The 15473-nt window shown below is 71.1% G+C and carries 15 protein-coding genes; 5 read left to right on the top strand and 10 right to left on the bottom strand.

The window, feature by feature from the left end:
- Both IY392_RS02025 and IY392_RS02020 read right to left on the bottom strand, forming a co-directional pair.
- Positions 1 to 1457, bottom strand: a 1457-nt coding sequence (locus IY392_RS02025) for an acyl-CoA dehydrogenase family protein (protein WP_194860378.1), incomplete at its 3' end; no start/stop codon positions are given.
- Positions 1458 to 1486: 29 nt separating this feature from the next.
- Positions 1487 to 2311 (bottom strand): acyl-CoA thioesterase II, encoded by an 825-nt coding sequence (locus IY392_RS02020; RefSeq protein ID WP_107757666.1) that lies wholly within the window; start codon positions 2309 to 2311, stop codon positions 1487 to 1489.
- A 140-nt stretch (positions 2312 to 2451) separates the two neighbouring features.
- Here IY392_RS02020 and IY392_RS02015 point away from each other — a divergent pair, with 140 nt between their 5' ends.
- Positions 2452 to 3834 (top strand): alpha/beta hydrolase domain-containing protein, encoded by a 1383-nt coding sequence (locus IY392_RS02015; RefSeq protein ID WP_228548906.1) that lies wholly within the window; start codon positions 2452 to 2454, stop codon positions 3832 to 3834.
- A 214-nt stretch (positions 3835 to 4048) separates the two neighbouring features.
- Here IY392_RS02015 and IY392_RS02010 read toward each other — a convergent pair whose 3' ends face one another.
- The 8 genes from IY392_RS02010 to IY392_RS01975 all read right to left on the bottom strand — a co-directional run bounded on the left by IY392_RS02010 (position 4049) and on the right by IY392_RS01975 (position 11426).
- Positions 4049 to 4756: a lysoplasmalogenase gene (locus IY392_RS02010; protein WP_194860377.1), complete on the bottom strand. Its 708-nt coding sequence runs from the start codon at positions 4754 to 4756 to the stop codon at positions 4049 to 4051.
- Between the two features lie 20 nt (positions 4757 to 4776).
- A complete protein-coding gene (locus tag IY392_RS02005; RefSeq protein WP_194860376.1) occupies positions 4777 to 6198 on the bottom strand; it encodes an MFS transporter in 1422 nt (473 codons plus the stop codon).
- Entirely contained in the window at positions 6195 to 6671 is a 477-nt protein-coding gene (locus IY392_RS02000) for a MarR family winged helix-turn-helix transcriptional regulator (RefSeq protein ID WP_231750397.1), read from the bottom strand. The genes IY392_RS02005 and IY392_RS02000 overlap by 4 nt, the downstream gene beginning before the upstream one ends.
- A 77-nt stretch (positions 6672 to 6748) precedes the next feature.
- The gene (locus IY392_RS01995; RefSeq protein WP_194860375.1) at positions 6749 to 8041 is read right to left on the bottom strand and encodes a lipase family protein; all 1293 of its coding nucleotides are present in this window, start codon (positions 8039 to 8041) and stop codon (positions 6749 to 6751) included.
- Between the two features lie 203 nt (positions 8042 to 8244).
- A complete protein-coding gene (locus IY392_RS01990) occupies positions 8245 to 8778 on the bottom strand; it encodes a hypothetical protein (RefSeq protein WP_182612022.1) in 534 nt (177 codons plus the stop codon).
- A gap of 68 nt (positions 8779 to 8846) precedes the next feature.
- Positions 8847 to 9188 (bottom strand): hypothetical protein, encoded by a 342-nt coding sequence (locus IY392_RS01985; protein WP_194860374.1) that lies wholly within the window; start codon positions 9186 to 9188, stop codon positions 8847 to 8849.
- A gap of 44 nt (positions 9189 to 9232) precedes the next feature.
- A complete protein-coding gene (locus IY392_RS01980; protein ID WP_194860373.1) occupies positions 9233 to 11020 on the bottom strand; it encodes a TIGR03767 family metallophosphoesterase in 1788 nt (595 codons plus the stop codon).
- A 130-nt stretch (positions 11021 to 11150) separates the two neighbouring features.
- Positions 11151 to 11426, bottom strand: a complete 276-nt coding sequence (locus IY392_RS01975) for a WhiB family transcriptional regulator (protein WP_107757658.1) — start codon at positions 11424 to 11426, stop codon at positions 11151 to 11153.
- 167 nt (positions 11427 to 11593) lie between these two features.
- Between IY392_RS01975 and IY392_RS01970 the strand changes: the two genes are divergently transcribed.
- From IY392_RS01970 to IY392_RS01955, 4 genes are all read left to right on the top strand, one after another.
- A complete protein-coding gene (locus IY392_RS01970; protein WP_107758267.1) occupies positions 11594 to 12193 on the top strand; it encodes a response regulator transcription factor in 600 nt (199 codons plus the stop codon).
- A gap of 81 nt (positions 12194 to 12274) precedes the next feature.
- A complete protein-coding gene (locus IY392_RS01965) occupies positions 12275 to 12562 on the top strand; it encodes a metal-sensitive transcriptional regulator (protein WP_107757657.1) in 288 nt (95 codons plus the stop codon).
- A 60-nt stretch (positions 12563 to 12622) separates the two neighbouring features.
- Positions 12623 to 12838, top strand: a complete 216-nt coding sequence (locus IY392_RS01960) for a heavy-metal-associated domain-containing protein (RefSeq protein WP_107757656.1) — start codon at positions 12623 to 12625, stop codon at positions 12836 to 12838.
- A gap of 11 nt (positions 12839 to 12849) precedes the next feature.
- A complete protein-coding gene (locus IY392_RS01955) occupies positions 12850 to 15207 on the top strand; it encodes a cation-translocating P-type ATPase (RefSeq protein ID WP_194860372.1) in 2358 nt (785 codons plus the stop codon).
- The last annotated feature ends 266 nt before the right edge of the window (positions 15208 to 15473 follow it).

The raw sequence follows: 15473 nt of genomic DNA, 5'->3' as shown, positions 1-15473 counted from the left end.
ATCGCGGGGGCCGCGGCGGGATCGGAGGCCGCCCGCCCGATCAGCCCGCGAACACGCTCGACGTGCCGGTCGAACACCTCGTGGCGCCCGGTCTGGGCGGCCAGCTCGGCCTCGAAGGCGGCCACCGACTCGGGCTCGCGGGCCATCGCGCGCAGGACATCGAGCGCGATGACGTTGCCCGAGCCCTCCCACACCGCCAGCACCGGCTGCTCGCGGTAGCGGCGGGCCAGCGGGAACGCCTCGGTGTAGCCGTTGCCGCCCAGGCATTCCAGCGACTCGTAGGCGTGGTTGGGTCCGCGCTTGCACGTCCAGTACTTTGCGACCGCGGTGGCGAGCCGCCGGTACGCGGCGGACTCGTCGTCGTCATAGGCCGCTGCCAGGCGGGTCGCAGTCCAGGTGGCGGCCTCCGCTTCGAGCTGGAGGTCCGCCAGGACGGCGGCCATGGCCGGCTGGTCCACCAGGGTCGCGCCGAACGCGGCTCTGTGTCGGGCGTGCCATGCGGCCTCGGCCACGCCCTGACGCATGCCCGCGGTCGACCCCAGGACGCAGTCCAGTCGAGTGCGGCCGACCATCTCGATGATCGTGCGCACCCCGCGGCCGGGCTCGCCGACCATCCAGCCCAGGGTGCCGTCGAACTCCACCTCGGACGAGGCGTTGGACTTGTTGCCCAGCTTGTCCTTGAGGCGCTGGACCAGGAAGGGGTTGCGCTCGCCGCCGGGGAGGACGCGGGGGACGAGGAAGCAGCTCAGACCCTCCGGCGCCTGCGCCAGCACCAGGAAGGCGTCCGACTGCGGGGCCGAGCAGAACCACTTGTGGCCGCGCAGCACGTGCAGGCCGTCCCCGACCGGGGTGGCAGTGGTGGTGTTGGCCCGGACATCCGAACCGCCCTGCTTCTCGGTCATCGCCATACCGAACAGGACTCCCGACTTGGTCGCCGGATCGCGCAATTCGGGGTCGTAGACGGTGGACAGGAGCGCCGGTTCCCATTCCGCGGCCAACCCGGGGTTGAGCCGGAGGGACGGCACCACTGCGTGAGTCATGGACAGGGGGCAGCCGTGGCCGGCCTCGATCTGCGAGACCAGCATGAACCCCGCCGCCCGCTCGACGTTCGCGCCCGGGCCGGGGTCGGCCCACGCCGAGGTGTGGAGGCCTCGGGACACCGAGTAGTCCATGATCCGGTGGTACGAGGGGTGGAACTCGATCTCGTCCACCCGGTTGCCCCACCGGTCGTGGGCGTGGTGCACCGGCGGCAGGGTGTTGGCCAGCTCCGCGTCGTGCTGGTACTGCCCGGTTCCCACGTGTCGGCCGATCTCGTGGAATCGGTCGGTAACCGCGCCGGGCGCGAAGACTCCCACGGCCTCCCGGAGGGCGGGGTTGAGCGCGAACTCGTCCACGTCCACGCGCGGCGGCGCCTGGTTGAGGACCTCGTGGGTGGTGTGGTTGCGAGTGGTCGACATGTGCTGGGTCCTCCTCCGGCCCGCGGTACTCAGGACTTGAAATACATGAGTTGGTTGCTCGTGGCGAGCAGCCTGCCATCCCGGCTCCACAGCCGCGCCGACTCGTCGTGGTAGTTGCCGTGGAACCGGTGGGCGTGGACGCTGCCCAGGATGAAGTCCGTGCCCTGGGCCGCGATCTCGTCCGGGGTGGCCAGATAGTGGATCGTCAGCGTGACCGTGCCCGCGGGGACGGGCCGGCCGAGTCGGAGGAACGACCTCGGGAAGAACGAGTCGCACATCGCGGTGAGCGCGACGTGGTCGAGGGGGCGGGACGGCGAATCCCGGATCCACATCGTGGTGGTCGACTCCGGGGTCGCGTCCCCGTTCTCGACCGACTGCCACGGCCCCGTGACGAACCGCATGTCGTAGTTGTCCACCCACCTGACCCCGCGGTCCGCCGCGGCCGGGGTCAGGTCCTCCGGCACCGGGACCATCGGCGCCGTGGCCTCGGTCTCCGACCAGGTCTCCCGGCGCAGTGCGGTGATCGCGGTGGCGGTGGTGACCACCTGGTCGCCCTGGCGCATCTCGAGCCACCAGTGCTGGTTGGACCGGTTCGTCCGGGTGGGCCTGGCCTCGATCTCGAACTCCCCCTCGGCGACCGGGCCCGCGTAGTTCACCGTCAGGGCGAGCGGGTCGCCGTGCCGCGCCGGGTGCTGCAGGACCGCCTGCAGCATGGTCGCCGCGGTCGTCCCACCGAACGGCCCGACCATGTTGGCCCATGCGTCGACGGTGCGGCCCCGGACCAGGTCGTCGTGGACGCGTCGGAGCGCGACGGCCCGGTCCAGCGCGTGTGAGGGGGAGTCCTGATCGGTCACGGCACTCTCCTGATCGGGCGGCGTGGGAGGTCACCACCGAGTGCTCCCACCGTACCGAGCGGGCTCAGGGTCCCGTACCGAGCGGGCTCAGGGTCGACGAACCGCGGACCGTGCGTGGCGACGGGAGGCACAATCGGTCCATGGAGCGATCCCCGCGAGCCACGTTCGCAGAGTTGACCCAGGGCAAGGCCTTCCCGCCGATGTCCGGGCGCGCGGCCCCGGATCTGGCGGCGGCCGGGTTCGGCGAGTCGGAGTGGGCGTGTCGCGGCGAGGCGGTCTCCTACGCGCCGGTCTCGACGCCGCGCGACGGGCGTTTCGAGCTGACAGAGGCTGATTCCGCACCGTTCGCGACCCGCGTCCTGGTGCGTCGACCGCGGCCGGACTCGTTCAGCGGCGTGGTGCTGGTCGAGTGGCTCAACGTCAGCGGTGGCCAGGATGCCGCGCCGGACTACACGTATCTGGCGGAGGAGATCCTGCGGGCGGGGCACGCCTGGGTCGGGGTCTCTGCGCAGTTCATCGCGGTCGAGGGCGGGGACGCGGCCGTGGGTCTCGGAGGGCGGACGGCGGGCCTGCGGACCCAGCGGGCCGAGCGCTACGCGGACCTGCACCATCCCGGCGACGCGTACGCCTACGACATCGTCACGCAGGTGGGGCGCCATGCCCGCGAGCCGGACGCGGACGGGCCGCTGGCGGGCCTGCGCGCGCGGTCGGTGATCGCGGTGGGCGAGTCACAGTCGGCGTTCGCGCTGACCTCGTACGTCAACGGGGTCCATCCGCGGGCCGGGGTGTTCGACGGATTCCTCCTCCACAGCCGTGGAGCCGGATATCTGCCCTTCGACGACCGTGGCCGCGGGAGTGACATCGTCGCCGCCCTCGGCCGCGGACCGGCAACGATCCGAGAGGACGTGGACGTTCCCGTGATGGTGGTCCAGGCAGAGGGGGACCTCATGGGTCGGATCGCGTCGCTGCCCGCCCGCCAGCCCGATTCCAGGTCCGTGATGTCCTGGGAGATCGCAGGACAGGCCCACGCGGACCTCTACCAACTGGGTGACTTCGCGCAGTTCGTCGATTGCCGCGGCCCGGTCAACAGCGGCCAGCAGGTCTTCGTCCTCCGCGCCGCCCTGAGGCATCTGGTGTCGTGGGTCGCCGGTGGTGCGCGCCCGCCGGCCGCGCCGCCGGTGGAGACCGACGACGGCGAGGTCGTCCCCGACGAGTTCGGCACCGGCCGGGGCGGCGTTCGGACCCCCGTCGTGGAGGCCCCGGTGGAACACCTCACCGGCGTGCCCCATCCCGAGGCGCAGCCGCTGTGCATGCTTCTGGGGCGGACCGTCGAGCTGCCCGACGAGGTTCTGCGGGAGCGGTGGCCCGGTGGCGGGCGCGCCGGTGGGACGCAGACGGGCCGCGAGCAGTATCTGGCGGCGTACCGCGCGGCCACGGACCGCCTCATCGAGGAGGGGTTCCTGCTCCCCGAGGACCGCGAGGAGGTCCTGGCCGACGCCCGCCCCGAACGCATCACCTGGTGAGGCGTCACCCCGGCGAATCCACCCCCCTCAGCGGGCTCAATGGCTCACCGTCTCACCGTCGCACCGGCCCACCGGGCTGCCGCTGCATCCGCTCCCGCGCCTGCCCGCTCGCTCCCGCGCCTGCCCGCTCGCTCCCGACGTTGGACGCACGCGCGCACCACTGCGCGGGCCGGGGTGCATGATCCCGAGCGCGAGCACGGGGACCTCGCGGGCGCTAGCGCGGATGCCGGCCGCGTGATGAGCGGACACGCGTGCCGCGGCGGGGTGCGCGGCCGAAGGTGCGGTCGGGAGAGCGCGTGAGCAGGATGACGATCACGAACAGGGCCTGGGCGCCGACATAGGTGGCCATCACCATGAGATCGCGGTTCGCCCAGTCCACGAGCTCGGGCCGGAACGCGCCCAGCGCGATCAGGCCGTCGGACACCACGAACAGTGCGGCGCCGAGCGCTCCGACCCACCCGTGGCTGGACGCGAGCCACGCCACGGTGAGCAGCAGCAGTCCGTAGACCACCACGGCCGGGGCGAGGAGGCCGGCCTCGGGAACGGTCACCATCAGCAGCGCGACGGCGACCACGATGAGCAGCAGCGTCCATGCGAACGGCGAGCGGCCCCGGTCCACACGGGTGAACGCGACGATCCACAGCCCCTGCGCCACGGCGAACCCGCCGACCATCGCCAGGAACCGGGCGTCTGCGGGAAGGACTCTCGGCAACGAGTCCCCGACCCAGCTGGCGGCCAGCGCGCCCAGGGCCCAGGGCCAGGCGGGGCCGCGGTCGTCGGACGGGAGTCCGAGCAGCACCACCGCCAACGCGGGCATGAGCAGCACCTGGGACCAGGCGGCGGCCGCCCCGGCCCCGAGCGCCAGCGCGATCAGGTGGACGAGCGTCACCGCGGCGACAGGGCCCCAGGTCAATGCGCGCACACCCGCGACGCTATCGCCGGTCACCGCCGAGTGCGGTGGGATGGACCACCTCGCCGTCGCGACACGACCGCGTGCCACGTCAACGCCACCATCACCGCGCCGCAACACAGCACGCCCACGCCGAACGCCATGGTGATGCCCTCGTCGGTGGGGAAGGTCGAGTCCGACGGGTGCGCGGCGAGCGCGGCGGCGGACAGTGCTGCGCCCACCGCGCCGCCGACCGTGCGTAGGACCTGGTTGAAGCTCACGGCGCTACCGAGCTGGTCCACGGCGACACTCCGGGCGATCAACGCGGGCATGGCGGCGTACCCGGAACCGATCCCCGCGCCGAAGAGGAACATCCCGACGGCGAGCGTGGGGAAGTCCCCGTGCGCAGCCCACAGCAGCACAGAGGCCGCGGTCATCACAGCGGCTCCCACGGGGAGGAAGGCCGCGATGTCGACCCGACGGGAGAGCGCGCGGACCGCCCGGTTGGCCAGGAGGCTGCCCACGGACAGCGGTGCCATCAGGAAACCCGCCCACATGAGCGGGACGGCGAGACCGAAACCGGTTCCGCCCGGAGCCTGGGCCACCAGGCTCGCGATCGACAAGCCGATGTACAGAGCGGTGCCCAGCCCGATCGCGGTGGCGTTGGCCAGCAGGACCTCGGGACGGCGCACCACGCGCAGGTTGATGAGCGGGTGCCGCGTCCGCACACTGTGCACGGCCCACCCCGTGAGGGCGGCCACCGACACCGCGAGCGTCCCCGCGGCGCGCGGCGAGACCCATCCCCAGCTCTGGGCCTCGGAGATCCACAGCAGCAGGGTGGTCAGGCCGACGCCCAACAGGATCGCTCCGGGCAGGTCGAGCGGGGTCCGGGGCGCGAGTGGATCGGGTCCGGCGGGCACGAACCGCCACACCCCGGCTGCCGCGGTGGCGACGAACACGGCGGCGAAGGCGAACGCGGACCGGTGGCCGAAGCCCGCGGCGAGCAGGCCGGTGAGCGGGTATCCCAGTCCCATCCCCACGGAGACCGTGACCGACAGCGTCGAGATGGCCGGTTGGGATCGCGAGTAGCTCAGGTGCCGGCGGGCCAGCGCGATGGTGACCGGGACCGTCCCGTAGAGCAGGCCCTGCAGCGCTCGGCCCAGGAGGAACACGGTGAAGTTCGTGGCGACGGTGGCGATGACCGACCCCGTGAAGATCACCGCCAGCGACGCCAGGAGCAACCGCCGGGTGTGAGGGCCGTCCGCCAAGCGGCCCATGATCGGGGTGGCGACGGCGCCCACCAGCAGGTTGACGGTGAGCATCCATTGCGCGGCGCCGACGGTGATGTCGAACTCGCCTGCGACCGACGGGACGAGCAGCATGCCCAGGGAGCTGACGATCGAGCTGGTGAGCCCGGCGTAGACGAGGGCCTGCAAGAACCAGCGGGGCGCGGGTGCGCGGCCTGTCGTGGTCACCCGGGGCCCTCGGTGTCCAGCCTGACGAGCAGCGGAACTGCCGCCGCGAGGGTGGCGCGATCGGATTCGCTGAGCTCGTCTGTGACGGCGCGGATCAGCCATTCCTGCCCGGCCGAGCGCTCGGCGACCAGACGGGTGCGGCCGGACCCGGTGAGGCTTACCAGGACCCGACGTCCGTCGGAGGGGTCGGGATTCCGGGAGACCAGCCCCATCGCCTCGAGTTCGCGCACCGCACCCGCCACCGCCTGGTGGCTGATCCGTTCGTGTGCGGCGAGGTCGGTGGCGGTGAGGGCGCCGAGGCGGTCGAGTCGGGCGAGGATCCCGACCTTTCCCATCGACAGCGTCCGGTGCTCGGCGAACCGTCGCCACAGCGGCCGGAGGGCCTCACGCAGGTCTGTGGCCAGTGCGGTCGGGTCGGTGGGCGCGGGGCTGCCGGGGACTGGGCTGGCCGGGGCGTGGGGCTGGTCGGTCACCCGCGTGATTCTACAAGCCGCTTGCGCAACCTACTTGCGGGACCCGGATGAGGCGGCTGGGGCGTCGGCTCGACAGCTCAGTACGTCCCGCAGTTGACCGGCGGCGGCACGCCGTCGAGCCGGTCGGCCAGGTACTGCACCGTGTCGCCGAGGCCGGAGAGCATCGGTACCGCGTGGTTGAGGGCGAATCCCGTGGCCACCGGCGGGGCGTGGTCGATGACCATCTCGACCGCGGCCCCCTGCGCACACCAGTCCCGGCCGAGCTGCTGCGACTGGTGGCCGGGCACGATGTCGTCGTTCATCGGGGACAGGATCCGGACCGGAGTGCTGGGCGTCAGGCGACCGATGCGCTCGCGCTCCAGGTAGCTCATGATGGCCGGATCCTGCCTGGCGATCTCACCGGCCGACTGGCCGGACGTCGTGTAGCGGTTGGTGCGCTGCTGGAAGAACTGGATGGCGGTCTCGCCGATGCACTGGTGCGAGGTGGCGGCGAGCATCGCCCGGCCCTCGTCGTTGAGATAGGCGTCGAGCAGCCCGCCCATCTCCGGATAGGCGTCGACCAGGCCGTTGAGCGCATAGCCGATCACCCCGGCGATCGCCGACCCGTCGGACCACTCGAGCGTGGCCAGGAGGTCGGCCGGCGGGGAGCCGGCCGCGGTACCCACCAGGTTCAAATCGGGCGCGTACTGCGGGTGCAGTTCGGCCGCTGCCGCCACCGCGCCGCCGCCCTGCGAGTAGCCGGAGAACACGGTGCGCGGCGAGGGGCCGATGTCCGCGCCCGGGATCTGCGGGGCGGTCCGGGCGAGGTCCAGCACCGCGCGGGCCGAGGCCTCGCGGTTGACGTAGGAGTGCAGGCCGGGCGTGCCCAGTCCCTCGAAGTCGGTCATCGCGACCGCGTAACCGCGGGCCAGGAACGCGTAGGCCTGGATAATCTCGTAACCGAAACCGACACCGGGCGGGTCCGTGCGGACGTTGGCCAGATTCTGGAAGGTCTTCGACGGCGCGCAGTGGTCGGCCATCCCCTGGGTCCCCGGCGCGAGCACCGCGAGCGGCCGCGGTCCCGGGCCCGCCCACGGGGCGCGGGGCTGGAGGTAGGTCCCGGTCACCGCGATCTTCTGGTTTCTCGATCCGACGGAGGTGTACATGATCCGCTGGGCGTCGGTCGAGATCGGCCCGGCAGCGTCGGAGACGAACTCCGCCCCGGGAATCGGAGGGATGGCACCGGCGAGCGGGAACGCCTCGGTCTTGACGAGCGCACCCGGGCCGGCGGGCAACTGGGCCGGCGGCTGGTAGAACGCGGGAGCAGGATCGTTGGACGAGCCCTGGGCCGAGGCGACGGGTGCGGCCACGGCGCCACCCCCGATGGTCATCGCGAGAGCGCTGGCGAGTGCGGTAGCGCACATCGCGGTTCGACGAAGTAGCACGGTCCCCCCGGACTTGGTGTGGCATGTATCACTGATGAACGGAGTGTAAAGCGACACTGCCGAGAAGGGGGAGGGCACCCCGATCACGCCGCGATCCGGGATCGGTGCCGGCCATGTGGCCGCGTGTGGTGACGTCGCCCGAATCCGGCTCAGGCGCCCGCGGCCCGGCGATGCACCGTGGCCCACCAGGCGGCGAGAAGTGTCGCGCTCACACCGAAGACCACCCACGTCAGCGCTGCGGAAACAGGCCCGGTGACGAAGAAGCCGAGGATCAGAGCCACGATCCAGTTGGCGAGGAGCACCAGCACGGTCACGAGGAAGGCGAGGGCGGCCCGGCCGGGGGAGTGCGCGAGAGTGTGACGCGCGGCCCCCCTCGGCGTCACGGCCAGCGTCGACAGTAGGGGCAGCGCCGCTGACGCGATGACGATCGGCAGGATCGGTGAGAGCACTCCGGCGAGGACTCCGAGCAGGACCGCCAGCGCGGAACCGGCCAGGAGCCGCACCGGAGGCGCAGAGAACCTCTCGTCGGGGCGGACCGCGGTAGCAGTCGCGCCGACGACCATCCAGAGTGCGACGATCATCGCCACGCCCGAGACCGTCACGCGGAGAGCGAATCCCCACCCGGCCTCGGGGGCCGGATCGCCGACTGTCAGCAACGCCTGGACGAGTGCGTTGGCGATCACGACCGGGACAGTCACAGGCGCACCCCGGACGCAGCCCCGCCATGTCCCGGTCATCGTGCGCCCACCGCTCATCTCGAACCCACCGTGCCGTTGCGGTCGAGTACGGCCTGCACGGGGCCGGAGTAGATGAGGCGCTCCCCGACCTCGAGCTCGAAGGTCGTGCCGTCCTCGGAGGTCAGCGTCGCCGTGATGGTCTCCTCGTCGACGGTCTCCCCCACGCATCGCAGGCCTGCTCCGTGGCCCTCGCACACCGGTGCGACGAGGATCTCGACCCCCTGCTCAAGCAGGACCTCGTTCGCCGCGTATCGAAGGTCCGCGATTTCTGCTCCCCCGACAGGCGCGAGCGCGTCGATCTGCGAACATCCCGCCACCGCGAGCACGACGAACGCTCCCCCCGTCGCACGTTTCATCCGGCGCGTCATCTCGCGTCCGCTCCCGTCCCCCGTGCCCCGCCTCATCGCTGCGCTCGCTGCTCGTGGGCGAGGAGGCGAGCGCGTTCACGCAGGTGCTGCTCTTCCAGTGAGTCATCCGTGATCGCGTCCAGGTCGAACGGGGCGGGCAGCAGGAGCTCGGTGTTGCGGTCAAGTGCCGAGCCGCGCCTCATCAGGGGGTTCTCGGCCCAGTCGTTCGCGGCCAGTTCCCTGCTCTGCGATGCGAGGTCCAGGTAGCCGCCCGAGGAGCCCGGGGTGACCGGCGACGCGTGATCGAGAACGGTCGTGAACAGCGACAGCGTCCCGTCCCGGTTGTCGACGATCTCCACGGTCTGCTGTTGCTGGGGGAAGTCGATACAGGATGCGGTCGTGATCTCCCAGAAGCCCCCGTCGCGTCCGCGGTGGGCGAGGATCTGGTTCTGGTGGGTGTGCCCGTTGAGCCAGCCGATCACCACCGGGTAGGCCAGCAGCAGGTCCACGAACTCGTCGGCGCCGTGGAGGGTGGCCGTCGAACCCGGTCGCCGCGCCCGGTTCTCCAGGGTCATGCTGTTGTGGTGGGTCAGGATGAGGACGAGCTTCTCCTGCGACTGCGCGCGATCCAGCTGGCCCCTGAGCCACTCGAACTGATCGCCCGGCACCGCACCGTCGGCGCCGGCGACGGCGTTGCAGGTGTCGAGGCCGAACACCCGTACGTGGGGCGTCAGGTCCGCGGTCCACCAGGTCTCCCCGGAGTCGAGATTGTGCTGGGTGAATCCGTGCCCGACGGGGCCGGGCGTCTCCGTGGTGTCGAAGTGCTCGGCCATGAATTCGCGTTGCTCGAACAGGTATCGGCGCGGATCCGCGGTGACCCCACGAAATCCCGGTCTGGTACCCGACCGGACCCCCAACGCGTCACCGAGCCGCTGCAGCGGGCTCGCGGTCGCGGCGTATCCACTCAGCGTCGACGACGCGGTGGCGGCCAGCGTGTGAGACTTCTGCGAGCCGACCGCGAGGGAACGGAGCTGGGGGGACAGACCGAAGGTGCCCAGCAGGAGCGTGTCGTGATTGCCGTACACCGCATACCACGGCACCGGCAGGCCGACCGACTCGACGGGGCGTGAGATGGCCTGGGACAACAGGTCGGGCAGCCGGGGAAACCCGTAGTCGCCGAACGCGCCGCCCGAGGGATCCTCCGGCCGGTACGCCCACTGGGCGTCCCGCCAGGCCTGCACGCCCTCGAACAGGGTCGGGGACCCGCTGTTCGGGGTCACCGGTACCCCGTCGAGGACGTCGATGTACCACCGCAGTTCGAGGTGGGAATGCATGTCCGCGCTGTCGCCGGTGACGATCGCCGCACCGAGCGGAGCCCCCGTCACGGGGCTGATCGAGTTGTCGGCGAACGACTTGACCATCGCCGCGGTCACATGCACGGTGAGCGGGTCCTGCGGATGGAACGCCGATCCCCACGTGGCGTGATCCTGGACGATCATCGGCTCGATACGGCACGGGGACTGTGCGTCGATGACGTGCATGTCGGACAGGTGACCGAGGTAGAGGAGCGAACGGCGTGCCCCGGCTCGTGCCGCAGACGGAGACGCACGCAGGATGTCCATCCGAGGCAGATGGGCCTCGCCCGGGCCCGCGGCCAGGGTGCGATAGGACCGGGCCTCGCCCTCTCTGCGGAGAATGGTTCCGGACAACGTCGACCGCGGCACCTCGGGAGGACTCTGGGCCACAGCGAGTCGACCGCCGAGCGCGGCCGGTGCCAGGCCCCACGCCGCGGCCAGTGCGCCGACGCGGCTCAGGAACTGGCGACGTGACAAACCGGGCATCGACTCTCCTCCGGCCTCGAGTAGCAGAAGAGTAGCCCCGGAGGCGGCGGGAGGGAACGGGGTGCGCGATCATCGTCTGGAACCCGTTGTGCGCCAACGTGGCCTCAGGTCGTCGCGGCCCCGGCGCAGGTCAACCGGTGCGCAGTCGGCCCGCTTTCGTGTGTCGTTCCATCTCGGTCATGCCGCCCCAGACGCCGTAGAGCTCTCGCTCCTCGATGGCGTAGGCGCGACACCGGTCGAGTACCGGGCACGTCGAGCAGAGTTGCTTGGCGAGTTCCTCGTTCTTGCGCCTCGTGCCCTTGAGGTCGTGGTCGTCGTTGTAGAACAGGTCCTGGTGTCCCACGCAGTTCCCGCGGTCGGCCCAGGCCCATCGATCTTCTAGTGCAGTCCAGGCTGCCTCAGCCACATGATCAACCCACTTTCGGTTCGGCGGCGATCCGTGGATCGCTCGCGGAGGAACACTCCATCATCCGGTGTGTGAAAGTGGTCGGGCCACACCCTCAGGGGTGTGATAGCGGTATCGGGTGAGCCGGGGTTCGTTGCTATTGTCTGTTCATGCCGGTCAGGGTGACTGTGATCAACGATTATCTCGTCGTCGTCGCCGGGGTGAACGCGATCCTCTCGGAGTACTCCGACCGCGTCGAGGTCGTGGAGAAGAACGCGGTGTCCAAAGGGGCGACGGCGGTGGACGTGGCCCTGTACGACACCTTCGCAGCACCGGTGGGCAAACACGCCCGACTCGCCTCGCTGCGTGAGGACCCGTCGATCGGCGCGGTCGCGGTGTACTCCTTCGCCTCCGGCCGGGCCGCGGTCGACGACAGCCTGGCGTTGGGGGCGAACGGCTTCCTGTCCAAGGCCCTGCCCGCGGCGGACCTGGTGCGTGGGATCGAGGAGATCGCGGCGGGGAGCGTCGTGACGATGGTGGGGCCGGGACACACGGCCACAGGTGCCAACGACTGGCCCGCCAAGGATGCCGGCCTCTCGGCCCGTGAGGCCGAGATGGTGGGGCTGATCGTGCAGGGCCTGTCGAACCGGGAGATCGGCGACAGGTGCTATCTGTCCGCGAACACGGTCAAGACCTACATCCGTGCCGCGTACCGGAAGATGGGCGTCGGCACGCGCGCGCAGGCGGTCGCCTGGGGGATCGACCACGGCCTGCAGCCTGACCGGTAGCAGCCCGTCCGGTCGCCGGTGCCTGGTGCCGGGGTGTCCCAGGCCTTGCGGCAGGTACCCTAGGGGGGTACCGTATCCGCCATGGGCGAGCACGGGTACACCGCGAACAAGGACGATCACCTCAAGCGACTGCGCCGCATCGAGGGCCAGGCCCGCGGTCTGCAGAAGATGGTCGAGGAGGACAAGTACTGCATCGACATCCTCACGCAGGTCTCCGCGATGACCCGGGCCCTGCAGTCGCTCTCGCTCAACCTGCTCGAGGAGCACCTGGGCCACTGCGTGGCCGGGGCGATCGAGCACGGCGGACCGGAAGCACAGGCCAAGCTCGCCGAGGCCAACGCGGCCATCGCTCGCCTGGTCAAGTCCTGAGGCACGACACCCGGTCCGCTCCTGCACACCGCTGACCATCCACCACCAAGGGAGAACCTCATGTCCGACACCGCCACCTTCACCGTCTCCGGGATGACCTGCGGACACTGCGTCGCCTCCGTCAGGGAAGAGGTCTCGGAGATCCCCGGCGTGACCGCGGTCGATGTCGACCTGGAGTCGGGCCGCCTCGTCGTCGTCGCCCCCGAGCCCGTCGACCCCGCGCTCGTCCGTGCGGCCGTGGACGAGGCCGGGTACACACTCCACGACGCGGAATGAGCTGACCGGACATGACTGACACCGATGTCTCCAGCGGGCCTGCGACCGCATTCGTCGACCTCCAGATCGAGGGCATGACCTGCGCCTCGTGCGCCAGCCGGATCGAGCGCAAGCTCAACAAACTCGACGGGGTGACCGCCGAGGTCAACTACGCCACGGAGAAGGCGCGGGTCGAGTACGCCCCCGGCGTGGAATCGCAGCTCCTGCTGGACACCGTCGAACAGGCGGGGTATTCGGCCCGGTGGCCACGACCCCGCACCTCGGCCGCCGTTCCGGGAACGACGCACGCCGACGGGGCGGTCACCGCCACAGCGCATGCGGGCAACGCCACCGACGACTCCGCGGCGCCTGACCGCGTCGAGAGTCTGCGCCACCGTGTGATCGTCTCCGCGGTGCTGTCCGTGCCCGTGATCGCCATGGCCATGATCCCCGCCCTGCAGTTCACAAACTGGCAGTGGCTCTCCCTGACGCTCGCCGCGCCCGTCGTGGTGTGGGGCGGATGGCCGTTCCATCGCGCCGCGGCGATCAACATCCGGCACGGCTCGTTCACCATGGACACCCTGGTGTCGATCGGCACGTCCGCCGCGTTGCTGTGGTCGCTGTACGCGCTGTTCTTCGGCCACGCCGGAATGCCGGGGATGACCCACGGATTCGAGTTCTCGCTGTCTCCCAGCGACGGCGCAGGGGACATCTATCTCGAGGCCGCCGCCGGGGTCACCACCTTCGTCCTGCTGGGCCGCTACATCGAGGCCAGGTCCAAGCGCACGGCGGGAGCGGCCCTCCGGTCGTTGCTCGAACTCGGCGCCAAGGACGTGGCGGTCGTGCGCGATGGCGTCGAGACCCGGATCCCCGTGGAACACCTGCAGGTGGACGACGAGTTCATCGTGCGCCCTGGTGAGAAGATCGCCACCGACGGCCGGATCGTCGACGGAGCCTCCGCCGTCGACACCGCCATGGTCACCGGGGAGTCAGTGCCGACCGAGGTCTCCACCGGCGACGCGGTGGTGGGCGGAACCGTCAACACCAGCGGACGTCTCATCGTCCGGGCCACTCGTGTGGGCTCGGACACCCAACTCGCCCGGATGGCACAGATGGTCACCGACGCCCAGTCCGGCAAGGCCGCCGCGCAACGCCTCGCCGACCGCATCTCCGGCGTCTTCGTCCCCGCCGTCCTGGTCCTGGCCGCCGCGACGTTCGCCTTCTGGCTGCTCACCGGGTCCGGTGCCTCCATGGCGTTCACGGCCGCGGTCGCGGTGCTCATCATCGCCTGCCCCTGTGCGCTCGGTCTGGCCACGCCCATGGCCCTGATGGTCGGGACCGGCCGCGGCGCGCAACTGGGCATCCTCATCAAGGGCCCCGAGGTCCTGGAGTCCACCCGCCGCGTCGACACGATCGTGCTCGACAAGACCGGCACCGTGACCACCGGAACGCCCGCGCTGGTCTCGGTGACCGCTGCCGATGGGCAGGACGAGTCGCAGGTGCTGCGCTGCGCCGGCGCGGTGGAGGACGCCTCCGAGCACCCCATCGCCCGGGCCATCGCCGCCGGCGCCCGAGAGCGGGTCGGCGACCTCCCGCCGGTGGCGGGGTTCCGCAACACGGAGGGACTGGGGGTGTCCGGGCTCATCGCGCTCGGTGCGGGTGGCCACCGTGAGGGCGACGATGAGGTCGTCGTGGTGGGCCGTCCCGCCCTGCTCGCCGAGCAGGACATGCCGTTGCCGGCCGAGCTCGAACGGGTGTTCGATGAGGCCTCCGGTCGCGGCCACACGGCGGTCGCCGTGGGCTGGGGCGGCCGTGCCCGCGGGGTGCTCGTGGTCGCCGACCAGGTCAAGGACACCTCCGCGGAGGCCGTCGAGAAGTTCCGTGGCCTGGGGCTCACTCCCATCCTCTTGACCGGCGACAACGTCAGGGTGGCCGCGTCGGTGGCGCAGCAGGTGGGCATCGAGCCCGGCCCGGACACCGTCATCGCCGAAGTGCTGCCGGCCGACAAGGTGGAGGTGATCCGCCGGCTGCAGGGCGCCGGGCGCGTGGTGGCCATGGTCGGCGACGGCGTCAACGACGCGGCCGCCCTCGCCACCGCCGATCTGGGCCTGGCGATCGGGACGGGCACGGACGCGGCTATCGAGGCCTCCGACCTCACCCTGGTCCGCGGGGATCTGCTCGCGGCGGCCGATGCGATCCGGTTGTCCCGCAGCACCCTGCGGACGATCAAGGGAAATCTGTTCTGGGCGTTCGCCTACAACGTGGCCGCGCTGCCCCTGGCGGCGGCCGGGTTGCTCAACCCGATGATCGCGGGGGCGGCGATGGCGTTCTCCTCGGTGTTCGTGGTGGCCAACAGCCTGCGGCTCCGGCGATTCCGGGCCGCCGCCTGACGCGCGCGACACCGGTCGACCCCGGTTGCGCCTGGAATGAGCCTGGGTACGGTGACGGCCACGAAGGCGACCACAGCGTCGCCCACGAGAACCCCGACGACAAGGAGGCCCTTCCGTGACCACGGTGACCGCCGCATCTCAGACCGCCGTATCTCAGACCACGACCGCTCAGACCCCGCCCTCCCTCCGGCGGGCACGCCGGGGCGGTGCGTTCGTCGCGCTGGCCGCCGCCGCCGTCCTGGCCGCCTCGTGCGGGACAGGGGAGG

The organism is Dietzia sp. SYD-A1 (assembly GCF_015356725.1).
Classification (GTDB): Bacteria; Actinomycetota; Actinomycetes; order Mycobacteriales; family Mycobacteriaceae; genus Dietzia.
The sequence above is the reverse complement of the archived record's forward strand: the minus strand, read 5'-3'. Positions and strand labels throughout refer to the sequence as shown.